Here is a 26,154-nt window from a genome sequence, read left to right as displayed (position 1 = left end):
CGGGTTTTCGGTTTATGCGCGGGAAAACTGTTGCCATGTTGCCCCGGTCACGCGCATCAATCCGCCGCTGGGGCTTTTGTGATTAGGACAAAGGTTGACAGCCCGTCCGATCAGTTGCCGGCCATGCGAGCATCGCCATCGCATGGCCGGTCCGCCTGCGCACGAATCAAAGATCCTGCGGCGCCTTTGCAATCTCATCCTGAGGGGTGCGTTCGGGGGCATAGGCGGCCCAAAGCGCATTTGCCAGCACACCCAGCGTTCCGGCAATGCTATAGGTCGCAAACGCGACCAACCACCCTGCCCCTAAAAGCAGAACGGTCAGCGCGCATATGGCGCCTGTCAGCATCCCCAAGATCAAAAAACGCATCGGTCCGATCCGAATGGCGGCTAAAGTTGATCAACCATGACGAATTTCAACCTTAGAGCAAGTCGTTCGCTGCGTGAGAAGAAATTTTGCATCAGCGCTATTGAAATGGTGACGATGCACGCCGGACACAATAGCTGCAGGGTAATTGACCTATGGTCATGTGGCGCGATTTGTCCAATTGCGCCTGACGCGCAACCATCCGTCAACAATTTGCACGAAAGTGTAGAAACGCGGTTGCCACCGCAGGGCTTTCCAGCACAATCAGGAATAGAAACTGGCAGGTTAATCAATTCCCCGCATGGAGTTCCCTGGAACTCAAGGAAACATGCGGGCCGGTTCGACGTCGGGACGTTTTTGAGGATTTGTGATGAAAGCCGACCGTGTTCGCCAGGCAAGCCCGCCCCACACCGCAAAGCGTTTTGGCTGGCGTCGGGGGCTTCGTGCTGCAGCGACCGTAATGCTTCTCTCGTCGCTTGCGGGATGCGTCTTCGATGCACAGGAACTGGTCCTGACCAAGCAGCAGGTCGAAGAACGCACGGAATATACCAGCGTCCCCACCGCGCAGGCCTGGGTCAACGCACCAAACATGCGCAGCGTGCTGGAACGCAACCTGCGCATCGGGCTGGAACAGCGCATCAGCCTGGCCAACGACACCCCTGTTCCGGGCGACAACGTGATGATGCTGCGCACACGCAATGGCGTGTCGGGCTTTGGTCGCCTGCGGTTCGAAAGCCTGATCGCGAATTTCGGTGGCCTGCCGCAGCCTTTCACCGGCCTTTCCTCGGGCAGTCTTGTGCAGGGTGATGATGGGGTCGGCCCCTATCTATGGGCGTCGCAGGACGTGGGTGACGTGACCTGTATTCTGGGGATGCGCCGGGTCAATTCCGGGATGCGCCAGTTGCCCGGCAATGGCGGCATCATGGACATCATCGTGCGCAACTGCGTGCTTGGATCGCAGCAAGACGCGCTGGCGCCGCTATTGGCCGACAGCATCGGCGTCGCGCCCATTGCCCGCGATCCGCAGGGCAACAGCCGTATGCTTTCCCCGCTGGCCGCACCGTCGGGCAGCGTCATCGCCATTCCTTCGGGTGGTTCGCAATAATGGGCAAGAAGCTTCCCCGCCTGTTTCTGTTGGCATTGTGGGCGCTGACCCTGCTTCCGGTCTTCGTGCTCAGCGCGATCCCGGTATCGGATGCCGCGCAGGCGATGCTTGGCATGTTCGCCGTGGCGCTTGTGGTGATCCTCAAGCCGTTCACCTCCAGCATCGTGCCGCGCATGGCACTGATCGGCATCGCCAGCATCGTGGTGCTGCGCTATTGGTTCTGGCGCGTCACCGCCACCCTGCCCGAGCCGGGGCTGGATGCCTCGTTCATCTGCGCCATCATCCTGCTGGTCGTCGAAACCTACTCGATCCTTGTGTTCTTCCTTGGCGGTTTCATCACCGCCGACCCGCTGGACCGCGGCCTGCCGCCCAAGGTCGATCTGGAACACATGCCGCGCGTGGACATTCTGGTCCCGTCCTATAACGAACCCGTCGAGATGCTGAGCATCACGCTTTCGGCCGCAAAGAACATGATCTATCCGGCATCGAAACGCCGGGTCGTGCTGTGCGACGATGGCGGCACCGACCAGCGCTGCAATTCCGCCGACCCCGAACTGGCCGCGCGCGCCCGCGCCCGCCGCGCCGAATTGCAGGCGCTTTGCAACGATCTGGGCATCATCTATTCGACCCGAGCCAAGAACGAACACGCCAAAGCCGGGAACATGAGCGCGGCCCTAGCCCGTCTGGACGGCGATCTGGTCGTGGTGTTCGATGCCGACCACGTGCCGTCGCGCGATTTTCTGGCCCGCACGGTCGGCTATTTCGCGCAAGACCCCAAGCTGTTTCTGGTCCAGACCCCGCACCATTTCATCAACCCCGATCCGATCCAGCGGAACCTTGGGCTGAAATCCCCGCCTGAAAACGAGATGTTCTATGGCATGATCCACCGAGGGCTGGATCGCTGGGGCGGCGCGTTCTTTTGCGGCTCGGCCGCCGTGATCCGCCGCAAGGCGCTGGACAGCGTGGGCGGCTTTGCGGGCGAAACGATCACCGAAGATGCCGAAACCGCGCTGGAAATCCATTCGCAGGGCTGGCGCAGCCTGTATCTGGACCGCGCCATGATCGCGGGGCTGCAGCCCGAAACCTTTGTGTCCTTCATCCAGCAGCGTGGCCGCTGGGCGTCGGGCATGGTGCAGATGCTGGTCCTGAAGAACCCGCTGTTCCGGCGCGGGCTGAAGCCCTTGCAGCGGCTTTGCTACATCAACTCGATGTCGTTCTGGTTCTTTCCGCTGATCCGTTTGGCCTATATGCTGGCACCGCTGACCTATCTGTTCTTTGGCGTCGAAATCGTGGTGACGACCTTCCAGGAAGCGATGGCCTACGTCCTGAGCTATATGGCCGTGGTGCTGCTGGTGCAGAACGCCATTTTCTCGCGTTACCGATGGCCGCTGATATCCGAGGTTTATGAGATCGCGCAGGCCCCCTATCTGGCGACCTCGATCATCCGCACCATCCTGAAGCCGCGCGGGGCCAAGTTCAACGTGACGGCCAAGGACGAAACGCTGGCCGAGGACTACATCTCGCCGATCTATGGGCCGCTGGCGGGGTTGTTTGGCCTGACACTGGCCGGGGTGATCGCGCTGATCGTGCGCTGGATCGCATTTCCGGGCGACCGCAGCGTTCTGTCGGTCGTAGGCGTCTGGGCGGTCATCAACCTGCTGATGGTGTCGCTTGCGCTGCGATCGGTGTCCGAAAAGCAGCAGCGTCGCGCTGCTCCGCGCGTGATGCTGAACCTGCCCGCCACGGCGACATGGCAGGGGTCGGGCCAATATCCGGTCAAGGCGACGGTGATGGACGTCTCGACCAGCGGCGCGCAACTGCGGCTGGATCAGGCCCCGCGTGGCATCGGTGCGGTGATGATCCGACAGGGCGACGAAATCGCGTTCCGCCCCAGCTTTGCCAACGCACCGCATCTGGAACAGGACGTGCGCGCCGTGGTGCTTTCCATGTCGAACACCGGGAAAGAGGGCACGACGCTTGGCCTGCGACTGGTGGGCGATCAGTCGATTGCCGCACGCGAAGCCGTGGCCCAGATGATCTTTGGCGACAGCGAGGTATGGCAGGCCCAGCGTGACGCGACCCGTCATGGCAAGGGGCTGATCGCGGGGCTGCTTTATATCATCGGGTTGATGTTGACCTCGATCCCCAAGACGATTGCCGATTTCATGCGCGAACCTGCCCGCCGCCGCCGTGTGGCGATGACCTCGAACAAGTCGCAGCGCCCCGCGCACCTGATGGCCTTCGGCGCCGATTTCGACGAGGTGGAGCATCGCAACCAGTCGATGCCCGCCCCGATCGAGGACTTTATCGAGATCGAGGCGCATCGATGAACAAGACCACGCGCCTGACCCTTCTGGGCCTGCCATTCCTGCTGCTGTCGGGCACAGCAATGGCGCAGGACATCGTTCTGCCGCCAGCCGCCGCACCCGAAGCGCAACCTGCCCCCGAAGCGCCGCCCGTGGGGCAGTCCATTGACGCGGCCCCCGCGCCGCGCGACGGAATGCCCGAAGCGCCTGCCCCGGAAATCCGGCAAAGCCTGCTGAAACTGCGCCCGCTGACCACCCTGCCCGAAGAAGTGCGGATGGGCCCGTCGCTGCCGCAGCCTGGCATCCTGCGCCTGACCGGCGAGGTTGCGCGCACCGATCTGGGGCTGGACCTGCCGCCCGATCAGGCGCTACCGGAATCGCTGCAACTGTCGCTGCGTTCGGCCATCAACGTGCTGCCCGACACGGCGGTCATGCAAATCACCGTCAACGACGCCGCGCCCGTGGATATGCCGTTGAACAGCTTCAACGGCTTCAAGACGGTGAACGTGCCCACCGAGGGGCTGATTGCCGGCCAGAACCGCATCGCGATTTCGCTGCGCCAGCCGCACCGGATCTATTGCGGACCGGATGCCAGCTTCGGCGTCTGGACCGAACTTGACCTGACGCGCAGTGGCGCACAAATCGACCAGTCCAACTTGCCGCCGACAGCGCAGGGCTTTGCGCTGGCACTGTCCCAGCAGGTCGGCAGCGGCCTGCCCGTCACGGTTCTGTCGGGGGACGACACTGATCCGGCCATTCTGCGCCAGATGACCGACGCGCTTGGCACGGCGATGCAGGGCCGCGGCTGGATCGACATGCGCAGCCCATATGACATCGCGGCACGTCAGGGGCCATCGGTGGCACTGCTGCCCTCGGACCGCGATCAGATCAGCTACCGACTGGACGGGCGCGGCACGCCGACGATGGTCGTGGAATATCAGGGCGACGCGCTGCCCGATTTCAGCCTGGCCATGCAGGAGCTTACATTTCCGGCGCAGGCGCAGGCCCAGATGCTGCAACCGGGCGTGGCACAGACGCTGGCGCAGCTGGGTCAGTCCGATATTGTCGGCAACACGCATTATTTCCGCAAGGACGTGGAATTCCGCCTGCCCGACGACTGGCTGCTGCTGGCCAATCAGAAAGCTCGGCTGAACCTGCAATACGGCTATGCCGAGAACCTGCCGCAAGGCTCGATCCTGCTGGTCAAGATCAACGACGAAACGGTGCGCCTGCTGCCTTTGGACCGCGAAGGCGGCAAGCTGCTGGACCCGCTGGCGGTGGGCTTCGGCGCAAGGCTTTTGCATTCCGGCGTCAACACGCTGAGCTTTGAGATGATGGTGCCCGGCAATCCGCCGGATGTGGCCTGCCCGCCGCGCCAGACCGACATGCTGGTCGTGACCAAGGAAAGCAGCCTGCTGGTGCCGCATTCCCCGGCCATGCAGCTTGGCGGCTTCTCCTCGGCGCTGTCGGGGCTGTCTGCGGCCGGGATCAAAGCCGATCCTGCCGCCGCCGAACGCAGCCGGATGGAGATGGCGGCGATCCAGTTGGCCGCTGGTCTGCGCCCCTCGCCCGAGCCGGACGCAGCGGTGTCGCTGACACTGATGGATTTCAGCACATTGCCGACCTCGCTTGCCGATGTGTCGCTGCGCGAGCTGCAAGAGGCGCTGTTTCCGACGGTCGCGATGCCCGCAGCTTCCGCGCAGGCCGCCCCGCCGCCCGCTGCGCCGCAAGCCCCCAGCTTCAGGCTAAGCGAAACCGCCGAAACCCCGGCCCCCACCGCTGAGGTTGCTGCCCCCGCACGGTCATGGTCGCCGCTGGCATGGCTTCACCGTCAACGGGAACGACTGGAAAAGGCCGCCTTCCTGAGTTCGGGCGAAGGTCTGTCGCAATGGCTGGACGGGCGCAGGGGCGATGCGCTGCTGATCACGCTGGATCGCAGCCAGCCCGAAGCGCTTGGCCTGATCCTTGGCCCCGACGCCCAGACCCGTGGCATCAGTCGCGCGCTGGATGAACTGCGCAGCAACCGTCTGGGTCAGGGCGCGGTCGCGCTGCTGTCGAATGACGGAAGCTGGGAAATCTGGTCTCCGGTCGAAACGCCGCGCTTGCAGGAACGGGTGACGGTGATGAATCTGTTCCCGATTCTAGGGAACCTTGCGTCGTGGTCGCCATTCCTTTTTGCGACCATGCTGCTGGTGCTGGGCCTGATTTCGGTCGTGCCCGCACTTGCGATCGTCATCATTTTCCGCAAGTCGAGGTTGCGCTGATGAACCGCCGCACGCTTCTTTCCGGTCTGGCCGCCGCGTCCTTTCTGGGGATGCGCGGCAACCCTGCCCGCGCGGACATGCCGGGCGGTTTCGTGCCCGCCGGTCACCCGCTGCATCAGTCGTGGCAGGCGTGGAAGACACTGTGCCTGACCGATGACGGGCGCATCGTCGATGGTTTCCAGAACTCGGCCAGCCATTCCGAGGGTCAGGGCTACGGACTGGCGCTGGCCGCGATCTTTGATGACCGCACCGCCTTCGATACCATCATGGATTGGAGCGACCGCAACCTTGCCATCCGCGACGATGCGCTGATGGCGTGGCGCTGGCGTCCCGATACGGTGCCGCAGGTGCAGGACCGCAACAACGCCTCGGACGGGGATCTGTTCTATGCCTGGGCGCTGGTCATGGCTGGTGCGCGGCAGGCACGTCCCGAACTTATCCAGCGCGCGGCGCGGATCGCCAATGACATCGTGCGGCTGTGCTCGGCCCCCCACCCCGATGGCAGCGGGCGTCTGCTGATGCTGCCCGCCGCGATGGGTTTCCGAACCGCCGAACAGGTCGTCGTGAACCCGTCCTATTACATGCCGCGCGCGATGCGCGAATTGGCGCAGGCGACCGATCTGCCCCAGCTTTCGCAGATGGCGGATGACGGCGTGGCGCTGATCGACGATCTGGCGCATAGCGGGCTGGTTCCCGACTGGATCGCGCTGACGGCGCAGGGCAAGGCGGCGCCGCCTGCCAACTTCTCGCAGAACTCGGGGTATGAGGCCATTCGCGTCCCGCTGTTTGCGCTGTGGTCGGGCCAACCCGGATCGCCGGCAGTCCAGAATTTCGCGCAGGCCGCCGCCAGCGGCGCGCCCGGCGATGCCAGCCCCGTGGTGTTCGACCTGACGACCCGCGCCGTGGTCGAGGCAAGCAGCCATGCCGGTTACGGCGCGGTCGCAGCGCTAAGCAGTTGCGCATCCTCATCCGCTTTCGGGTCGGCGATGCGTCCCTTTACCACGGATCAGCCCTATTACCCCGCGACGCTGCATCTGATGGCGCTCGTGGCCCAAGCGACCCAGTTCCCGAAATGCGTGCCGATATGATCAGACCTGCCTTGATTGCCGCCCTGTTGCTGTCCGCCACGCCGGTTCTGGCGCAGACCGCGCCGCCCTCGGACGAATTGCTGGCGCTGAACATGTATGTCCAGCAAGGCGACCAGACCGCAGCCGATGCCGAATTGCGGCGTCTGCGGCTGAAATACCCGCAATGGAGCCCGCCGAGCGATCTCAGCCGCTTGTCCGGTTCCAGCGTGCCGCAGGCAGAAATCGACCAGTTCTATCGTCAGGTCGCGGCGGGCCAGCTGGATCAGGCGCGCCAGACCTTGGCGCAGGCGCGGCGCAACTATCCCGAATGGACACCCTCGCCCGACATGACCGCACAGCTTGAAACGGCGGATGGTCAGCGTGCGCTGGACACTGCCCTGCAGGGTGATGATGTCGAGGCGGCGCGGTCTGTCGCTGCACGCACGCCGGGGCTTTTGCGCTGCGACCGGATCAACAACGCATGGCGCATCGCCGACGGCCAGAAAGCCGCAGGCGCCAAGGCCGAGGCGATGGCGACCTATCGCGCGATCCTGTCGGCCTGCACCAATCCCGCCGATCTGGTTTCGACCATCGAAAAGGCCGACGCCGCCGCAAGCGAGGCAGAGCTGCGTGCCATGGTCGCGCAGGTCAGCGCCCGCCTGCCGTCCGAAACGGGGCGCTTTGACACCGTGCTGCAACGTCTGCTGGCAGGTCGCGGCGTCGTCACCGCAGCGCCTGCGGCGACCACGAACCAGCGCAGCGCCACGCCCGCCGCACAAGCTGCCCCTCAGCCCGCGCAGACGCCGCGCGCAGCGGCCACGCCGCGCCGCACCGAACGCGCGGCAACCCAAAGCGCCACGCCAAGGGCACCGCGCGGCGAAAGCCCGGCGCAATGCGCGGCCCGCACCGCAAATGCTCGGGCCGCGGGCACGGTTCTGGAGCGGGCATGGTGCGTCTATAACCTTGATCGCACGATGGACGCGATGGCCGATTTCCGCGCCGCTTTGGGTGGGCGGCTGAACGCGCAGCAACGCCGCGATGCGCAATACGGTCTGGCGCTGTCCTATCTGAAGATGGGTATGTCCGAACCCGCCGCCCAGATCGCCGCCACGACCGATTTCGACCATCGCCAGCGCGTCGATATCGAACGCCAGATTCTGGATCAGCGTGGCGTGCAGGCTTACAAGCAGCGCCGCTATCGCGATGCGATCCGCTATTTCGACGCAATCGAACAGGTCACCGGCTCGATCCGGCGCGATCTGGCGATTTTGCGGGCCTATGCCTATCTGAACGCCGGACAGCGCCCCAAGGCTTTGTCCGAATTCCGCCGTCTGAACAATGAATTGTCCACCTCGGAAACCCGCAAGGGCATTCAGGCGGCATCCGACTGACCACCCGCAAAGGTGGATTTGTTAGCTATTTCGTGGTCGGTTTCCCCGAGGAATTTCACCGGGGTCCGAACTGCGGGTCTGTGACGACCGGCATCCCGGACATCCCGATTACGGAGACAGCCCTTGAACAGGCGCCCCAAAAACCTGTCGCTCAGCGCCCAGTTCGCATTGATTATGCTGTGCTTTGTGCTGGTCGTGGCCTGCGTCAGCTCGGTCGGCTATCTGGGGTCACGCGCCCTGTCCGAGGCGCAGAACAAGGTCCGCGACCTGACCAGCGACCTGACGGCGATTGAGGCGGTCGAACGCTCGATGCTGGCGCGCGAGATTGCGCTGACCGAAACGCTGATCAAGGGCACGCCCGAAAGCCGCAAGGCGTTCGATGCAGCTAATAGTGAAACCATCGCCGCGACCGAGACGCTGCTGCGGCTGCCGATCCCGGACCAACAGGCACTGTCCGATGCGGTGGCCATTCAGGTCGCGGGCACGCAATGGCTGAACCTCAAGGCGCTGCCGCTGCTGACGCGGTTCGAGAATATGGATGTTCCGGCGGACCGCACGCAGGTTCTGGCCGAATATCTGGCCTCGAACCACGCAGACACCGCCGAGCTGATACCGACCGCCACATTCGACCGGCTGTCGGGTCTGGTGATGCAACTGCTGACCGATGCGCGGGCCGAACGCGACCGGGCCATCGACTGGATGCGGAATGCGACCGCCATGGCGGCGGCGCTTGTGGCGCTGACCGCGCTGGCTGCGTTCGCGACGCTGCATTACCGTTTCAGCCGCCCCATCCGGCGCTTTGCGATGACCATGAGCAGGCTTGCCGACAATGACCGCACCGTGCAGATCCCCTTTCAGGATCGCGGCGACGAGATTGGCGCCATGAGCCGTTCGCTGCTGATTTTCCGCAACCTTGCCGTCGCGCAGGTCGAAGATCTTGAGGTCAAGCACGCGCTGACCAAGCTTTCGGAAAGCGTGCAGGCGCAAAAGACGCTGCACGACTTTGCGCAGGTCGCCATCACCTCGCTGGCCAATGAGCTGGGCGCGCAGGTCGCGGTGTTCTTTTCCTATGACGAAACGCGCAGGAACCTGACGCTGTTTGCCGCGCATGGTTATCGCGGCAATGCCGATATGCCTGTCAGCTATGCCTTGGGCGAAGGGATCATCGGGCAGGTCGCGGCGGATCGGCGGACGCAGATCATCTCTCCGGTGCCCAAGGGGTTCGTCAAAATCCACTCTGCGACCGGAGAGGCCGATCCCACGCTGATCCTGCTGATGCCCGTTTTGCTGCGTGACCGCCTGATCGGGGTGATGGAGTTTGCGCTGCTTGAGCCCTTCGACTCGGTCCGGGGGCGGATCGTGGCCGAGGCGATCGACGTGGTGGGCCTGCCGCTGGTGAACCTGCAAAGGGCGCTGGAGACCAAGGAACTGCTTCAGCAAAGCATTCGCCAGACCGAGGAATTGCAGGCCGCCGAGGCCGAGATGCTGGCCCAGCAGGAAGAATTGCAGGCCACGAATGCCGAACTGGCCTTTCGCACGACCGAGCTTGAACAGACGCAGGAAGAAGCCTTCCAGCGCGCCGAGGAGCTGGAGCGGACAAGCCAATACAAGTCCCGCTTTCTTGCCAACATGTCGCATGAATTGCGCACGCCACTGAACAGTATGCTGATTCTGGCGCAGGATCTGGCCTCGAACAGCGACGGCAATCTGGACGCGGACCAGATCGAGGCGGCGCAGGTCATCCATGCCAGCGGTGTCAGCCTGCTGCGGCTGATCAATGAAATCCTCGACCTGTCCAAGATCGAGGCGGGCAAGATCGAAGTGACCAGCGAAGCCACGTCCTCGCGCATGTTGGTGCAGACGCTGGAACACGCCTTCCGCCCCATCGCCGACAAGAAAGGCGTGGCATTCGGCATCACCTGCACCGACGATCTGCCCGCAACGATCCAGACCGATCCCGGCCGGCTTGAGCAGATTGCGAACAATCTGATCGGCAATGCGCTGAAATTCACGCATGATGGGTCGGTCCGGGTGACGCTGGCTCCGGCCGAAGAAGGGCGGATGCTGTCATTCGTCGTGTGCGATACCGGGATCGGCATTGCGCAGGAAAAGCTTGAGGCGATCTTTCTGCCGTTCGAACAGGTCGATGCCAGCACGCAGCGCCAATATGGCGGCACGGGGCTGGGGCTGGCCATATCGCGCCAGCTTGCCACGCTTTTGGGCGGCAGGCTGGAGGTGGAAAGCGTCGTCGGCCAAGGCTCGGTCTTTCGGCTGTTCGTGCCGCTTGTCGCCGCGGACATCGCCGTGCCTGCCGAGGCCGCACCAAAGCCCGAAGCGCCCGCGCCGCGCCCAACCCCTGCCCCGGCCCGTGGCTCGGTGCTGGTCGTCGAAGATGACGGCGGCACGCAAAAGGCGGTCTCGCAGCTTTTGACGCGGGCCGGGATCGACGTCACCGCGTCCTTCAGCGCCGAAGACGCGCTGGAACGGATCAAGACGCGCGATTTCGACTGCATCATCATGGATCTGGGTCTGCCCGGCCTGTCCGGCTTTGAACTGCTGGACAGGCTAAGCAGTCTGGGCAAGGCGCAATCCGTCGTCGTCTATTCCGCCCGCGACATGCAACCCGACGAATTGCTGCGCCTGCGCGGCTATACCGACAGCATCGTGCTGAAGGGCGAACATTCCGACAAACGCCTGCTGGACGAGGTGCGGGCATTTCTGAACGCCGCGCCAGCCGCCACACCCACCAAGCCCGTGGCCGCTGCGGATGATGGCCAGCCCGTCGATTGCAAGCTGCTGCTGGTCGATGACGACATGCGCAACATCTATGCGCTGGCCAAGGTTCTGCGCGCACGCGGCTGCAATGTCGTGCTGGCCCAGGACGGGCTAAAGGCGCTGGCCGAACTGGACGCCCATCCCGATACACAGATCGTCCTGATGGACATGATGATGCCCAACATGGACGGGTATGAGGCGATGGGCGAAATCCGCAAACGCGGCGGGCATTGGGGCGATCTGCCCATCATCGCCCTGACCGCCAAGGCCATGAAGGAAGACCGCGAACGCTGCATACAGGCGGGGGCGTCGGATTACATGACCAAGCCCATCGACCTGCCTTTGCTGTTCACCAAGATCCGCGAGCAGCTTTGCCATGCTCAATGAGGTGCAGGACTTCGCCGCATTGCTTTACGACCGCTTTGGTCACGATTTCCGTGACTATCGGCCTGCAACGCTGGCGAACCGGCTGCAAAACCTGTGCGCAAGGCTGCGCCTGTCTGGGATCCCGGCGCTGCACGACTGGCTGATCCGGCATCCCGACCGGATTGCGCTTGTGGTCGATCACATCTGCATCCCGGTGACCGAGCTTTTCCGCGAGCCCGATACCCTTGTCCAGGTGCGCGAACACGTCTTTCCCATGCTGCGCAGCTTTCCGCAGGTCACGGTCTGGCATGCCGGATGCGCCGGCGGGCATGAAGCGTTCTCAATGGCGATCCTGCTGCACGAGGCGGGGATCCTGCCCCGCACCCGCATCTTTGCCAGCGACATTTCATCGGGCATTCTGGAAAAGGCTGCGACCGGCCGGGTCGAACCGCAACAGATCGATGGCGCAAATGCGCGCTATGTCAGCAGCGGCGGCAGCGCGCGGCTTGCGGATTATTTCAGACCCTTGGACGGGGGGATGAAACTGGACGACGATCTGCTGAACAAAATCACCTTCGTCCAGCACAACCTTGCGACCGATGCGGTGTTCTGCGAGGCCAACCTGATCTTTTGCTGCAACGTGCTGATCTATTTCGAACGGCAATTGCAAGCGCGCGCGCTGGAACTGTTTTCGGATTCGCTGGTCAGGGGCGGTTTTCTTTGCCTTGGGCAGCGCGAAACGCCGATCGGGGCGCAAAAGAAATTCGCCAGACTACCCGGCACGGGTTGGATTTACCGCCCCCTGTCCCAACCCCATCCCCAAATCTCTCGCAGCCAAAGTGCCAGCACCGCCAATTTGTTAAATGATGGAAAGTTAAAATGACCGAGCAGTATCCTGGTCAGGTCGAAGAAATCTCTCGGCCCAAAATCCTGATCGTGGACGATATTTCGGCCAATCTGACGGCGATGCGCGTGCTGTTGCGCCATGTGGATGCGGAAATCATCACCGCCCAATCAGGAAATGACGCGCTGTCGCTGGCATTGGACCACCAATTCGCGCTGGCGCTGCTGGATGTGCAGATGCCCGAAATGGACGGGTTCGAGGTGGCTTCGTTTCTGCGCGACAATCCCTTTTCGGCGGAAACGCCCATCGTGTTCATGACCGCATCGAACCTTGATGAACTTAGCCAGCTCAAGGGATATGGCGCGGGTGCCATCGACTATATCGGCAAGCCGATCAACGAACAGATCCTGCTGTCCAAGGTGCAAATCCTGCTGAACCTGTATCGCAGCAAGCAGCAGCTTGTCCAAGCGCTGGAGCAGGTCCACCGCCAAAAGCAGATCCTGCGCGCGACCTTTGACGCCGTAGGCGATGGCATCATCGCCACGGACAATACGGGACGGGTGTCCTGGATGAACCCCGCCGCCGAACGCATGACGGGCTGGACCGCGACCGATCAGCCCCTGCTGGCCGACGCGCTGCCCCTGGAAACCAGCGAGGGAGAGCCGCTGGCCGACATCCTGTCCGCCGATGCCGCCGCCATGCCGCAGGGCACGCATCTGATGATGCGCAATCGCGCGGGCAAGTCGCTGGCGATCACCAAATCCGTCTCGGTCGTGCGTGATCAGGAAAACCAGCCCATCGGCGGCGTGATCGTGTTTCAGGACGCCTCGCAGGCCTATGCGCGGCAGCTTGCGCTGATGGGTCAGGTCGAAACCGATCCGCTGACCGGGCTTTTGAACAGGGAAGGCTTCAACAAACGGCTGCGGGCGATGATGGCGACGCCGCTGCATCCCAAACGCGATGTCGCGCTGTTGTTCGGCGATCTGGACAAGTTCAAACCGGTCAATGACACCTTCGGTCATGCCGCGGGCGATGTGGTGCTTAAGGCCATCGCCGCACGCATGACCCGCTGCATCCGCGAAGGCGACGTGGCGGCCCGTTGGGCGGGCGACGAATTTGCGGTGGTGATGGCTTGCGATGACCGCAAAGAGGCGGAACAAATGGCCGAGCGGTTGGCAGAAGCCATTCGACAACCCATTGATATTGGTAAAGGAGGCGATGGCGTAAATGTCGGTATCAGCATCGGCATTTCGCTGGCCAGCACCGCCGACTGGGATCATCAGGAACTGCTCGAACAGGCGGATCGGCTGCTTTACGACAAGAAAGCCCAGCGTCGTCGAAAAAGTCAGGAACCGACATTCAAGTTTTCATGATAAGGCACGCAAGTGCCGACGCATAAGATGAGGAGGGAGCGCAAATCTTGCTAGACTCAGAGACAGAGCGCTTTTTTTGCGATCTTGCCATTCCGGGCATTCGGGGATGGCAGGATACGCCGTTGGGCGCAGCCTCTGCCTGGTCCGAGACGTTGTCGCTTGCCGTACGCCAGATGGTCGAAGCCCCCATTCCCGTCTGCATCGCCATAGGTCCGCAACAAAGGCTGATTTACAATCCGGGCTTTGCCGCTTTGATCGGTGCGCTGCATCCCCGGCAATTCGGTGAAGGTCTTGACCGGCTGAATGCGCTGCTGACCGAGCGTCTGTTTCAGGCGACGCGCTTTCCCCTGCCCGACGAAAGCGAGGCGGCTGTGTTTTTCGTCTGGGATCAAGATGGTGAAACGCCCGCAACCCCACCGCCGGGTTCCGATAGCGCCATTTTGCCCGATGCGCTGCGCGTGGCCGCGCAGGACAACCGGCTTTGCGTCCATTACCAGCCGCAGGTCCGGTTGACGGATGGCGCGGTCGTCGGGCTGGAAGCATTGGCACGCTGGCGCCATCCGACGCTGGGTAATGTTGCACCCGACATCTTTATTCCACTGGCGGAACGCACGGCGCAGATCGGGCGCCTTGGCGTCTGGATTCTGGGGCGCAGTCTGCTGGATTTCGCAAGTCTGGGCCTGCCCGAGCCTATGCGGCTGGCAGTCAACGTCTCGCCCTTGCAATTGCGCGATCCCGGCTTTGCCGATCAGGTCGCCCGCTGTCTGGACGATGCCGGTCAAATCCCGAAACGCCTTGAACTTGAGATCACCGAGACGACACAGCTGGGCGATGATCCCCAGGTCGCCCATGCGCTGAAAGCCTTGGAAAAGCTGGGCGTGGGGTTGGCGCTGGACGATTTCGGCACGGGCTACAGCAATTTCGCAGCGCTGACCAAGTTCCGCTTCTCGTGCCTGAAGCTGGACCGCACATTGGTCACCGGGCTTGACGACGAACGCAACCAGATGCTGATCCGGTCGATGGTGGGCATGGCGCAGAACCTTGAAATGGACCTGCTGGCCGAAGGGATCGAAACCGAGGCACAGGCGAATATCCTGCGCGATCTGGGTTGCGAGCTGGCGCAGGGCTATCTTTTCTCTCCGCCCCTGCCCTTTGGCGAAATCAGGGATTGGCTGGACGCGCGCTAGGGGCAGGAAGGGCTTGCATCCATGCGCGTTGATGCGCATGTTTCGCGCAACCTTGACGTGCATCGGTGATATTTCATGGCGACGATCAATCTGCGCGCAGGCCAAGGCATCATCCGGGATATGACGCTGCTTGACTGGTCGGTCTATATCGGGCTTGCCAATGTCAGCCGGGGCGCAAGTCAGTTGCGGCTGTCCGATGGGACCAGCGATTACGCTTTGTTCACCGGCACCAATCTTGCCTATGGCGGCGCAGGTCCGGGCGGTTTGAAATCGGGCACCATCACCGCGCTGCGGCTGGTGGCCGATGGCAAGGTGGTGCTGGACGCAACGGGCCTTGTCGCCAGCGCCGCAGCATTGGCCGGTGCGTATCAGGCGTCGAACGATGCGCGCTTTTCACAGCTTCTGCTGGCCGGAAATGACGTAATCCAAGGCGCGGATCTGGCCGAAACGCTGGCCGGTTACGACGGTGCAGACACCATCCAGGGCATGGGCGGAAACGACAAGATCTTCGGTGGGTTGGGCAATGACCGGCTGTTCGGCGGGCTTGGTGCCGATACCCTGCTGGGCGAGGCCGGGAATGATTTCTTGTCCGGCGGCGATGGCAATGACGTGCTTTATGGCGATCTGGGCGCAGATACGCTGCAAGGCGATGCGGGCAATGATGCGCTTTATGGCGGTGACGGTGACGACCTGATTTCGGGCGGGTTGGGCAACGACACTGCATATGCAGGCAATGGCAACGATACCGCATCCGGCGGCGCGGGGAACGACACGCTTTATGGTGAGGGTGGGAACGACCGCCTGTCAGGTGATGACGGTCAGGACCGGATTTTTGGCGGCACCGGGAACGACACCCTTTTCGGCGGCAACGGCCATGACACGCTTTATGGCGAAGTCGGGAATGACTGGCTGGTCGGCGGTGCGGGTAATGACTGGCTGGGCGGAGGGCCGGGCAATGACACCTTGCAGGGCGATGCAGGCAACGACACGCTTTTCGGCGAATTGGGTGCCGATCTGCTGATTGGCGGGCTGGGCAACGACCAGCTTTACGGCGGCGCGGGCAATGACAGGCTGAACGGCGGGGCTGGTGCCGACCGCCTTTACGGCGGTGCGGGCGCGGATGTCTTTGTCTTTGCCAATGCCGCTGATTCAACCCCGAATATCCGCGACTATATCGACGATTTCACCCCGGCGCAGTTGGACAGGATTGATCTGTCTGCCATCGACGCGAATAGCGGCCTAAGCGGCAAGCAGGATTTCAGCTATATCGGCAATCAGGCGTTCAGCGGTGCGGCGGGCGAATTGCGCTGGATGCGAACCTCCGATGCCACATATGTGCAGGCCGATCTGAACGGTGACAAGATCGCAGATTTCGCGGTCGAGATCGGGAAATCCATTGATCTGAGCATATCTGACTTCCTGCTTTAACACCTGCGGCCATGCTTGGAACATTGCACGGTCCCGAAGGTTGGCTTTCTGCAATCGCAGGAGGAACCATGCGTGGACCCGACCAGCTCGGTCCCTATCCCGAACGGGGCAAGGATTGCGAGCGCGCGCTGGAGGATGGCGTGCTTGAAATCGTCGAACAGGCCGCATCCGCCGGATGGATGCGCGAAGAAATATGGGCTGCCCTGTCGGCGCTGATACATGACATCCGCCACGACGACCGATGACGCCGTGGCTGCGCAAAGGAAAAAATCGGCAACTTAACCTTTTTCAATGATAAGGGCATGACCGGAACCCCTGCCCGACCCCGCGCATTCGACCTTAGATAGATTTGCCGGGGGGCCTTAAGCCGATGTCTGACAATATTCTGGACCATATCCCCGCCCTGCGCGCATATTCCCGCGCCCTGTGCCGTCACAGGATTTCCGATGCCGAAGATCTGGTTCAGGAAACGCTGATGCTGGGGATCGAGCGTGTGCATCAATATCGTCCCGGCACGAACAAGCGCGCATGGCTTTTCACCATCATGCGCAACCGTTTTTTCACGAATTGCCACAAGGCGGGGCGTGAACGCACGGGTGACATGGATTGCGTGTCCGCGCAGCGCATCGCCCAGCCCGAACAGGAATGGCATCTGCAGATAATCGAATTGCGCCATGCGTTGCAGCAATTGCCGACGCATTACCGCGAAGCCATCGTGCTGATCGGCGTCCTTGGCGAAAGCTATGACGATGCGGCGCGGATCATGGATTGCGACATCGGCACGGTGAAAAGCCGCGTCAGTCGGGCACGATCGAAACTTCAGGAGGTGCTGAATCCGGCAGGCGATCTGTTCCACGTCTCGGGGCAGATATCACCCGAAGCGATGCGGACCGCCGCATAAGGAATGCGAACGCCGACCCGGAAACCCGGATCGGCGCCTGCCTGATCGGGGGATCAGACGTTGTTGTCTTCGATGCGGTTGCCTTCGTGGTCCAGACGCTCGATCTCGACGGCCTGCTTGCGCACGGTGTCCTTTATCGTTTCGACATGCTCACGCTCGCCCTTGCGCAGGACGATTTCTTCGGCGACATGGGCGCGCTTCGAGACGACAGCCTCTTCGCGGGTTTCGACCATTTCGATGGTCGAGTCGTTCCAGTCCCAATCCACATCCGACAGGACTTCCGGCTGATCCATGACCTTGCGGATCACTTCGGCATGTTCCTGACGCAGCGTAACCTGGGTTTCGACCGGACGCTCGATCACGTAACGGCGGATGCGGGTCTTGCCAGCTTCGACGCGGCGCTTGCCGACTTCCAGCTGTTCTTCGGCCAGACGCAGGACTTCGTCCTTGATGTCGCCCAATGCGCGATGCTCGGCGATCAGGCCGGCACCACGGGCTTCCAGATCGACCGACGTGAACTGGCCAAGGATTTCCTCGGCACGGGCAGCCTCGTCGTCGTTTTCGACGCGGACGGTCAGGATCGCACCACCGCTGGACAGGGCCTTGTCGAAAACGGCGCCTTCATACAGCTGGACTTCGCGACCGAACAGGGTGCGCCAGAAGGTCGGGCCGAATTCGGCGCGGCCAACCAGTTCCACGACCGCATCGCGGTCAAGGGTGTTCACTTCCGGGTCGGGGAACCCGGCGTCTTCAAGGGCTTTCTCTGCACGGCGGCTTTCAGCAGCGGTGTCGAAAAGCACCACCATTTCATCTTTTCTGATCATGTCTTGCTCCACTAGATAAAAAGCCCCGGAGGGCGCCCTCACTTAAAAGGCGGACCTTGGCCCGCCAGACACGACCGGAAGAACGGTCATGACTCCTTCGGCGGCAGACGCAGAACTTCGGCCACATGGCGGCGAAGCGTCACCTGCTCGCGATGCTGTTCGACATGGCGCTGTTTGCGGATGCGGATTTCTTCCTTCAGCATCAGCTTGCGCTCGACCACGATGATCTCCTCGACCACCGGGATGATGATTTCGTCATCGGTCTCGCGGATTTGCGGACGAGCTTCGACGATTTCGCCGACCGGGACATGCTCGACGGCCATGTCCAGATGCACCAGCTCCTCGGCGACTTCCTCGACCCGTTCCTGTGTGCGGCGATGCAGGCGCAGGCGGCCGGTTTCGACCACGCGGCGACCGACCTCCAGTTCCTCCTCAAGCAGGCGCATCACCGCCTCGTTCTCGATCAGTAGCGCCTCGCCTTGGGCCAGCGCGACATCGGACAGCGGCAGATCCGCCGCCGCGACCACCTGACCTTCGGGCAGGATTGCCTTGCGCAGCGCCTTGCGGGCCTTTTCCATGGCCTTGTCGCGCGCCTTGTCAGATTTCTTCATCTGGGACCTCATGGTTTGAAACGGAATGGCCGCCCAGAGATAGGGCATGGACGCAACCTGTCCCCCGACCCGCATCGCCAACCGCATCCACGGAAGCATGCCGCCATAGGCATGAAGGGTCGGTCTGACATAAGTTGGAACGTCATTGCGGATGCGTAACGGATCATTGTCCATCGTGGCGCCCCTGAAACCGGATCGACTCGCTTCGACCATGGGGACCAGTTGAACCAAGGTTTATGGCAGACATATTTCGGCGCGACTCTGAAAATTTGACAGTTTCGTGTCTTTGCCGAAAGCCGCCCGAGGCGCAGGAACCGGCAAAAGACGGGCAATCGCGCCACATTCCCGTTACATCCGCATGGGTCCGGTCGCATTTGTGTTGAAGCGTAAATATCATGGCACCACCATGAAACTGTTACAAACACGAGGTTTGCCGCTGTGGCTCAGGACGGCGATTCGCTACAGGACCATGCCAACCGTTTGATCGGTTTGCCCGATTTCGGCAAAGACGGTTTCCCGGCGGCTTTGGTCATCTCAGGGCCGCGCGGTTGCGCGACACTGCGGATCGATGCTGCGCTGACCTTTGACGAACCGCCCCGCAAAGCCGTGCTGATGGCACGTGCCCTTGGGGCAGAACATTGCGCATTGCTGTTTCCCAGCCATTTGCGCTTTGCCGGATCAACGGGCTTTGCCTGCCTGGTCGCCGTGTCCGTGGACGCTGCCGGTAGTCAGATGACGCTGTTCGCGCGTCGTCAAGGCGTGGCCCACCCACTGCGCAGCGGCTTGGTAGGAACGGCCCCACCTGCCGGGTCGGTCGCGGCACTTTCGTCATTGGTCGCAGTCGAAACAAGTGACGAAGACGTGCAGCGCGCGTGGCAGCAGCTTGAGGCCATGGGGGTCAGCATTGCGGCAAGCGGGCGGGTCCTGCACTAAGGCCCGCCCGTAACCGTCAGGCGACGAATGCCTTGATCTGATCGATGATCGCGGTCAGTGCCGGACCGATGATCCCGGCGTAATCGCTGTTGCCCATAAGCTTGGTCACCGTCTCCTCCAGCGCGGGCAGCTGGCCTCCGATCAGTGCGGAAAGCGCGGACTTACCCTCGGCGCCCAACTGGCTGATCGAGGGGGCAAGGCTGGTCAGGTCGCCCTGAACACGGGTCAGGGTCGCCATCGCCGAGGTCGCCGTTTCGGTGCTGGTGATGCCCGCAAGCGAGGTGGTCAGATCCGACATCGCGGTCCGCATCCGGCTGCCCACATCGACATCGCCCACCATCAGGGCCGAAGTGGTCGCGCCCTCAGCGACCTCTTCCGTGCGATCGCCGCCGAACAGGTTGGAAAGCAGCCACAGGATCAGGCCCAGTATCAGCAGGCCGACCAGCCAATGCCACCACGGGCGCCCGGCAGGAATTGCTGCAGCCTGCGGCATACGCGGCGTGTGGACGGGTTGGCTTAGCGTAGCGACCGGCTCGACCTGCGCGCGCGGCGGCGTGGCGCGGACCGGGGCGTCCAGCGCATCCAGTTCGGCACCTACGGCATCCAGCATCCCGGCGCTGCGCAGGCTATTTGCAAGTTCGCGCGGCATGGCTTGCGCGATGGCCGCCTTGTCGCTGGACAAAAGCCCCAGCACGCCCGAGGCATCAAGTCCGCGTTCGCGCGCGATGCCGCCCAGCTTGCCCATGACGAAATTCGTCAGCAGTCCAAGGAACGGACCGCCTGCGCCTTCGGGAAAGCCCGCGAAACGGCTAAGTGTCGAGGCGAAGGTGCCCATCCGCCCGCCGCCGATGATTCCCGACAGCAGATCCGAGCCCTGCGCGCCCAGTCCTGCCGGATCGCGCGACAGCATGTCGCCAAGCCCGGAAAGCATATCCGGCGACTGCCCCTTCAAGGCGGTGGCGAAAGCATCCGCGGCAGAAGCATTGTTCTGCGTGGCGCTGAGCATCGTGGCCAGAAGACCCGGAATGCCGCCCTTGGCCGCAGACTCGACACTGCCGCGCGATGCGCCAAGCCAGCCTGCGATCTGGTCAATCATCGCCGGGGTAATGAGTTTTGCAATCTCGCCGATTATGGTGAACTCTGTGTTACTGGTTAAAACGACTGTTACAGGCAGACGCTAACCCCTTCATGTGACGGGAATTTGAACGCGCATGAATTGCATGTCAGCTTGGTCACAACCTTCGGGTCGGCGCCTTCGTTTTTCACGATGCCCAGTCGAAGCTGTTAAACGGCCCCGGCCTGCTTCGCCCCTTATCCTATTACCGAAGTCGGGCTTTGTCCCTGCCCATGCACTTGTCAATCCTGAAAGCCGTTTCGGGAACCGGGATGGCCTGACCGACGCACGCCTTTTTGTCGAATGCATTCTGCATCGATTTGCGGCAGGACATCGCCATCTGCTGCTTGCGGGTCTGCCTGCCGCCCTGAGAATGCCACTTTTTCGTAATAATATTGAGACATTAAAAGATTGCTAGACTTGCGCGAATTCCTATGATCATAACGCGTTTAAGACTAGCTATTCGCGAATCTTACCGCAAAGAATTCGGCTACCGGATTCAATGTGTCATTTACCTTTGAAGCATCATTGAACCGCGAAATGCGGTGTCACCTCGCAGGAACAGGTTCATCGCCCGCCCTCGGCGCGGCGGCTCTAACTGATAGAAAGCTTGGTTTAGTTGTAGGGTGTTCGAAAGTGCATAGCTTTTCCAAACCAATTCATGGTGCGCGCGGCCTGTTCGCTATGCTGGTGGTCATATACCACGTCTATAACTCTGGACTGCCGCATGTGCCAATGCCCTGGATTTTGCATCAGGGCTTTTCGTCGATGCAATTCGGTGTCGAGCTTTTCTTTGCGATAAGTGGCTTCGTCATCATCGGCACCATGAGACGCGCGGCCACCCCGGCCCAATTCATCGTCGAGCGTGCAACCCGTATCTATCCGGTTCTTTGGGCATCATTACCAATTGCATGTGCCTTCCTGATCCTGGGTGGACGAGACCCTTTCGCCGGTTACGGCCTTCTTGAATCCATCGGCCTTTTGATCGGCAATTTCCTGGCATTGGGCCCCGTGCTTCCTGTCCCGGTCATATACAAGATCGCATGGACCCTAAGCTTTGAGTTCGCATTTTATTTCATGGGCTTCATCGTATTGCTGTCGCGGCGGCACAATCGAGACCTGACCTGGCTTATGATCGCCTTGGGACTGGTGATGTGCATATTCACGCCACGCGCCATATTCTTTCTTGCAGGTGTTCTGGTCGGAACCGGATATGCCGAGCGATCGCCTGTTCGGTATCTTTCACGCGCACCGGGGCTTTGCATTCTGGCCTTTCTGGCGTTGTGGCAGGCGACTGCAAATCCGCAGACACCATTCATCGATCCAATATATCAATGGGGTCGGGATTTTCATTGGCTGACCGGCCCGCTGGCATTCATCGCCTGCACCGCCGCAATAAATGGTTTGGTGCATCAACGCGGATTTGTATCTCAGATCCTTCAGATACGACCCTTGCTTTGGCTGGGGACAATAAGCTTTAGCCTTTACCTGTGGCATCCGCTTGTATTGGGCACGGTCAAGGATACGATGCGCAAACTGGCCCTGCCCGACATGCTGGGTGTTTGGACCCAGCCAGTCTTTTTGCTGATCGTGCTTCCTCCCTGCTTGATCCTCGCGGCAGCGAGCGCAAGGCTCCTAGAGGGTAAAGTCACACGCTACCTGCGCAGAAGATGGATCGGTCCGGCCCATCCGGCAAAGCACGAGCAAGCTCTTCCGCTTTGAAGCAGTCATCCAAAAGGTTTTGGCTTATGAAGAATTTTCATTGAAGATCAGCTGGTCTTCAATGAAGCACGCCGACGATAGATGCGGATATTTCAGAGGATATAAAAGGCTATCAAAATCCGGCTGCATCGGTTTCGGATTTCCGCCGTGCCATAGAAACACTCTTTATCTACAGCGATTGGCTACGCCTTTTCTGGTCGCCGTGACTCTCTGGGTTTCCGACTCAGGTTTTCAGCTTAACGGCACCTGCGAGCGATGATCAATGGGTATGGGCGAGGCTGCGCAGCCCATTGTTGCCAACCACGACTTGATCACATCGCGCCATTCTGGAAAGATGGCGATCTTTATCGGGCTGAGAAGCTACAAATCATAACACCTCGTGATCATATGAAGAAAACATGAGGATACCTGCACAGGATGTATTCACTACACCGATCCCGGACCGTAACTACCAGAAGATACTCCGCAGGCATGAGCTCAGGGTCTCAACGAGTGACAAGGGGAATTGCTATAATAACTCGGCAGTTGAGAGCTTCTTCAAGTCGCTGAAAGCGGAACTGGTTTGGAGACGCCACTGGCACATCCGGCATGACGTCGAGATTTCCCTCTTCGATTACATAAACGGCTTACAACCCGCGCCGAAAGTACTCAGCCCTCGCCTGGAGATCCACCCGTGGCCTTCGAACACTGAGCTGCTGCCGGTTCCGTGGACAGCTGGTTAAGCTAGCATAGCGCGGGCTTCGAACTCCATTGGGCTTGATGTAGCCCAGTTTCGAGTGAGGCCGCCGCGGGTTGTAGAAGCGTTCGATGTAATCGAAGACATCGGCACGTGCTTCGTTTCGGGTGCGATAGACTTTCCTGGCTGTCCGTTCGGTCTTCAGCGTTGAGAAGAAGCTCTCCATTGCGGCATTAACCCAGAGGTTACCCGCGCGGCTCATCGGGCAGGTGATCCCATTGTCGGCCAGAAGCCGCTGGAACTGCGCGCTTGTGTATTGGGCGGATTCAACCGGTCGTCGCAACACCCAGATTAGGAGGTGTTGATGCCGACAGGAAGGCGCAAATCAGAGAAGTCCACGCGGAAGAAGTTACGCTCGCCGGGACGGCCTCCGGTATGGCAGCGTGAGAACCTGTGTCGGTTCTGGCGGGCGATCGCGATGGGGGTCACGAGTGAAGAGGCCGCGGTGCTTGCGGGTGTGTCAGCACCTGTCGGAGCCCGGTGGTTCCGAAGTTCGGGTGGCATGCCTGCTACGCAGCTTGCCGCCTCCTCGCGGCCTCCCACCGGTCGCTGCCTGACCTTCGCAGAACGCGAGGAGATCGCGCTCGAACGCGCGAGAGGCAGCGGCATTCGTGCCATCGCGCGCAAGCTGGGCCGATCGCCGAGCACGATTTCGCGCGAGATCCGGCGGAACTCGGCGACGCGTAGCGGCAACTTCGATTACCGTGCCATCAGTGCCCAGTGGCATGCAGATCGTGCCGCGGAACGGCCAAGGCCGGGCAAATTAATGAAGAACGCGGCTTTGCGGGACTATGTTCAGGACCGGTTGTCCGGCATGATCGCCATGCCCGACGGCACCACCTTCGCCGGACCCGAGGCGCCTTGGAAGGGACGGCGGCGTGTCCATCGGCAGAAGCGACGCTGGGCGCTCTCCTGGAGCCCCGAGCAGATCGCGCAGCGTTTGAAGATCGACTTTCCGAACGACCCCGAGATGCGCATCAGCCACGAGGCGATCTATCAAGCGCTTTATATTCAAGGACGTGGCGCGCTCAGACGCGAACTCTCGGCCTGCCTGCGCTCCGGGCGCGCCCTGCGAATGCCCAGAGAGCGGGTCCGCAATCGAGGCAAGGCTTTCGTCGCGGGGGCGCTGATGATCAGCGATCGCCCGGCGGAAATCGCGGACCGGGCGGTGCCAGGCCATTGGGAAGGCGGCCTCATCCTCGGTTTGGGCAGCTCCGCGATCGGCACGCTCGTCGAGCGAAAGACGCGCTTCACACTGCTATTGCACCTGCCGCGAATGGAAGGGCACGGCGCGGCAAAATCTGTCAAGAATGGCCCAGCACTGGCCGGTCATGGCGCTGAGGCCGTGCGCGACGCGATCACCGCAACGATCATTGACCTGCCCGCACATCTGCGCCGGTCATTGACTTGGGATCAGGGGGCAGAGATGGCACAGCACGCCCGACTTCGGGTCGAAACCGGATTGGATATCTACTTCTGCGATCCACAAAGCCCTTGGCAGCGCGGAAGTAACGAGAATACCAACGGCCTGCTGCGGCAATACTTTCCCAAAGGCACGGACCTCAGCCTTCATGGCGCCGATGAATTGATCGCGGTCGCGCATGCGCTGAACACCAGACCGCGCAAGACGCTCGGCTGGCGAACGCCGGCTGAAGCCTTCGAGGATGTCCTCGAACATGATATCAACGAGGGTGTTGCGACGACCGGTTGAATCCGCCATGCGAGCCGCGGTCTGAATGATGCAGCAGAGCGTCGGCCTTCCCGCGCCGCCAGACCGCCATCATCAGCGCATCCATGACCAGTGAGGCATCCCGATCAGCCTTCATGGACCAGCCCACGGCGCGCCGGGAAAAGAGGGTCCAGCACGACTGCGACGTAGAGCCAGCCTTCCGCGGTCCAGATGTAGGTGAAATCGGCCAGCCACTTGTGGTTCGGCCGGTCCGCTGCGAGATCCCGGTCCAGGATGTTGTCGGCGATCACCGACCGTTCGCGGTCATCCTTCGGCTTACCGCGGCGCCTGGGTCGCGCCCGCAAAGCATTAATCCGCATCAGCCGTTCGATCAGGGTCGAAGCCCACAGGCAAGCCCGTCCTCAAGAACATCCCGCCAGACACGTCGTGCGCCACAGGTCCGGTCACTGGCCTTGAAGCTCGTCTCGATCGCTGCGACGAGCTTCGCGTCATGGATCTCGCGGGTGCTGGGTGGGCGGCTGAGCCACGCATGAAAGCCGGACCGCGAAACCTCAAGAACCTCGCAGAGCCAGCTTACCGACCAGATGTGGCGGTGTTTTGCGATGAAGGCGAACCTCATATCACCTCGCGCGCGAAAAAAGCGTTCGCCATTGTGCTCGAACCAATGGCGCGCATGGCTCACCTATCTTCAGAATGTCACGCTCCGCACGCAGCCGCGCGACCTCTTTCTTCAGCGCTGCAATCTCGGCCAGATCAGCCCACATCTGCCCATTCCCCGGAAATGCTGTGGCCGGGGTCATGGTCAGTTCCCGCATTCAGCGGCGCAGCACACTCTCCGCAATATCGAAATCACGGGCCGCCTGCGCTACTGCAACGCCCCGGTCCGTCACCAGCCTCACGGCCTCGACTTTGAACTCGCGGCTGAACTTCCGTCTCGTCATATCTGCACTCCAGTTCCTTGGTCACGATCTTATCTTCGTGTCCATGAAACCGGCAGCAGCTCAAACCACCTGCACTCAGGGCTGAAGATGCGCTCGCCCCGCAAATTCATTACAGCTTGACCTGCCCCCCGGAACGTCCCACGGTTTGATGTAGAGTTTGCTTCACCACGCAGGAGCAGACGACATGAGGAAAAGCCGCTTCACCGAGGCGC

At 61.7% G+C, this 26,154-nt stretch carries 19 protein-coding genes and 3 pseudogenes; 16 read left to right on the top strand and 6 right to left on the bottom strand.

All coding sequences use genetic code 11. The annotated features are described in order from the left end of the window. Window positions 1-166: 166 nt before the first annotated feature. The gene (locus tag FN835_RS08965) at window positions 167-367 is read right to left on the bottom strand and encodes a hypothetical protein (RefSeq protein ID WP_142662883.1); all 201 of its coding nucleotides are present in this window, start codon (window positions 365-367) and stop codon (window positions 167-169) included. Window positions 368-824: 457 nt separating this feature from the next. Between FN835_RS08965 and FN835_RS08960 the strand changes: the two genes are divergently transcribed. The 12 genes from FN835_RS08960 to FN835_RS08910 all read left to right on the top strand — a co-directional run bounded on the left by FN835_RS08960 (window position 825) and on the right by FN835_RS08910 (window position 17,371). Then, entirely contained in the window at window positions 825-1,469 is a 645-nt protein-coding gene (locus tag FN835_RS08960; protein WP_142662882.1) for a hypothetical protein, read from the top strand. After that, window positions 1,469-3,799: a UDP-forming cellulose synthase catalytic subunit gene (gene bcsA, locus FN835_RS08955; RefSeq protein WP_142662881.1), complete on the top strand. Its 2,331-nt coding sequence runs from the start codon at window positions 1,469-1,471 to the stop codon at window positions 3,797-3,799. Before FN835_RS08960 ends, bcsA begins: the two co-directional genes overlap by 1 nt. Next, window positions 3,796-6,039 (top strand): cellulose biosynthesis cyclic di-GMP-binding regulatory protein BcsB, encoded by a 2,244-nt coding sequence (locus FN835_RS08950; protein WP_142662880.1) that lies wholly within the window; start codon window positions 3,796-3,798, stop codon window positions 6,037-6,039. The genes bcsA and FN835_RS08950 overlap by 4 nt, the downstream gene beginning before the upstream one ends. Beyond that, the gene (locus FN835_RS08945; protein WP_142662879.1) at window positions 6,039-7,127 is read left to right on the top strand and encodes a family 8 glycosyl hydrolase; all 1,089 of its coding nucleotides are present in this window, start codon (window positions 6,039-6,041) and stop codon (window positions 7,125-7,127) included. Before FN835_RS08950 ends, FN835_RS08945 begins: the two co-directional genes overlap by 1 nt. Next, entirely contained in the window at window positions 7,124-8,497 is a 1,374-nt protein-coding gene (locus FN835_RS08940) for a tetratricopeptide repeat protein (RefSeq protein ID WP_142662878.1), read from the top strand. Before FN835_RS08945 ends, FN835_RS08940 begins: the two co-directional genes overlap by 4 nt. A gap of 123 nt (window positions 8,498-8,620) precedes the next feature. Further along, the gene (locus FN835_RS08935) at window positions 8,621-11,659 is read left to right on the top strand and encodes a response regulator (RefSeq protein ID WP_142662877.1); all 3,039 of its coding nucleotides are present in this window, start codon (window positions 8,621-8,623) and stop codon (window positions 11,657-11,659) included. Further along, window positions 11,649-12,521 carry a CheR family methyltransferase gene (locus tag FN835_RS08930; protein WP_142662876.1) on the top strand — a complete coding sequence of 291 codons (873 nt, stop codon included), beginning with the start codon at window positions 11,649-11,651 and terminating at the stop codon, window positions 12,519-12,521. Before FN835_RS08935 ends, FN835_RS08930 begins: the two co-directional genes overlap by 11 nt. Beyond that, window positions 12,518-13,855 carry a GGDEF domain-containing response regulator gene (locus FN835_RS08925; protein ID WP_142662875.1) on the top strand — a complete coding sequence of 446 codons (1,338 nt, stop codon included), beginning with the start codon at window positions 12,518-12,520 and terminating at the stop codon, window positions 13,853-13,855. Before FN835_RS08930 ends, FN835_RS08925 begins: the two co-directional genes overlap by 4 nt. 122 nt (window positions 13,856-13,977) lie before the next feature. Continuing rightward, complete coding sequence (locus FN835_RS08920; RefSeq protein ID WP_142662874.1) at window positions 13,978-15,042, top strand: putative bifunctional diguanylate cyclase/phosphodiesterase; 1,065 nt, start codon at window positions 13,978-13,980, stop codon at window positions 15,040-15,042. Window positions 15,043-15,117: 75 nt separating this feature from the next. After that, the gene (locus tag FN835_RS08915; RefSeq protein ID WP_142662873.1) at window positions 15,118-16,470 is read left to right on the top strand and encodes a calcium-binding protein; all 1,353 of its coding nucleotides are present in this window, start codon (window positions 15,118-15,120) and stop codon (window positions 16,468-16,470) included. Between the two features lie 68 nt (window positions 16,471-16,538). Further along, on the top strand, window positions 16,539-16,715 hold the full coding sequence (locus FN835_RS21200; protein WP_185958631.1) for a hypothetical protein: 177 nt from the start codon (window positions 16,539-16,541) through the stop codon (window positions 16,713-16,715). Between the two features lie 125 nt (window positions 16,716-16,840). Continuing rightward, on the top strand, window positions 16,841-17,371 hold the full coding sequence (locus FN835_RS08910; RefSeq protein ID WP_142662872.1) for a sigma-70 family RNA polymerase sigma factor: 531 nt from the start codon (window positions 16,841-16,843) through the stop codon (window positions 17,369-17,371). Between the two features lie 53 nt (window positions 17,372-17,424). On the opposite strand, the gene FN835_RS08905 is transcribed toward FN835_RS08910, so the two are convergent. Both FN835_RS08905 and FN835_RS08900 read right to left on the bottom strand, forming a co-directional pair. Further along, window positions 17,425-18,195, bottom strand: coding sequence for a YsnF/AvaK domain-containing protein (locus FN835_RS08905; RefSeq protein ID WP_142662871.1), 771 nt, complete (start codon window positions 18,193-18,195; stop codon window positions 17,425-17,427). Window positions 18,196-18,281: 86 nt separating this feature from the next. Next, on the bottom strand, window positions 18,282-18,806 hold the full coding sequence (locus FN835_RS08900) for a YsnF/AvaK domain-containing protein (protein ID WP_185958630.1): 525 nt from the start codon (window positions 18,804-18,806) through the stop codon (window positions 18,282-18,284). Window positions 18,807-19,244: 438 nt separating this feature from the next. Here FN835_RS08900 and FN835_RS08895 point away from each other — a divergent pair, with 438 nt between their 5' ends. Further along, entirely contained in the window at window positions 19,245-19,739 is a 495-nt protein-coding gene (locus FN835_RS08895; protein WP_142662869.1) for a hypothetical protein, read from the top strand. Window positions 19,740-19,755: 16 nt separating this feature from the next. On the opposite strand, the gene FN835_RS08890 is transcribed toward FN835_RS08895, so the two are convergent. Continuing rightward, complete coding sequence (locus tag FN835_RS08890; RefSeq protein WP_281285404.1) at window positions 19,756-20,847, bottom strand: DUF937 domain-containing protein; 1,092 nt, start codon at window positions 20,845-20,847, stop codon at window positions 19,756-19,758. Window positions 20,848-21,357: 510 nt separating this feature from the next. Between FN835_RS08890 and FN835_RS08885 the strand changes: the two genes are divergently transcribed. Continuing rightward, complete coding sequence (locus FN835_RS08885) at window positions 21,358-22,575, top strand: acyltransferase family protein (protein ID WP_142662867.1); 1,218 nt, start codon at window positions 21,358-21,360, stop codon at window positions 22,573-22,575. A gap of 415 nt (window positions 22,576-22,990) precedes the next feature. Continuing rightward, window positions 22,991-23,266, top strand: a pseudogene (locus FN835_RS08880) (IS3 family transposase); the annotation flags it as partial. 27 nt (window positions 23,267-23,293) lie between these two features. Here FN835_RS08880 and FN835_RS08875 read toward each other — a convergent pair. Continuing rightward, window positions 23,294-23,573, bottom strand: a pseudogene (locus FN835_RS08875) (IS3 family transposase); the annotation flags it as partial. Window positions 23,574-23,615: 42 nt separating this feature from the next. Between FN835_RS08875 and FN835_RS08870 the strand changes: the two are divergent. Continuing rightward, window positions 23,616-25,022 carry an IS30 family transposase gene (locus tag FN835_RS08870; RefSeq protein WP_142662865.1) on the top strand — a complete coding sequence of 469 codons (1,407 nt, stop codon included), beginning with the start codon at window positions 23,616-23,618 and terminating at the stop codon, window positions 25,020-25,022. A 10-nt stretch (window positions 25,023-25,032) separates the two neighbouring features. On the opposite strand, the pseudogene FN835_RS21550 reads toward FN835_RS08870, so the two are convergent. Then, window positions 25,033-25,942: pseudogene (locus FN835_RS21550) on the bottom strand (IS3 family transposase); the annotation flags it as partial. Between the last annotated feature and the right edge of the window lie 212 nt (window positions 25,943-26,154).

The sequence above is a fragment of the Paracoccus laeviglucosivorans genome, assembly GCF_900182695.1.
Classification (GTDB): Bacteria; Pseudomonadota; Alphaproteobacteria; order Rhodobacterales; family Rhodobacteraceae; genus Paracoccus; species Paracoccus laeviglucosivorans.
This window is presented reverse-complemented; position numbering and strand designations above follow the sequence as displayed.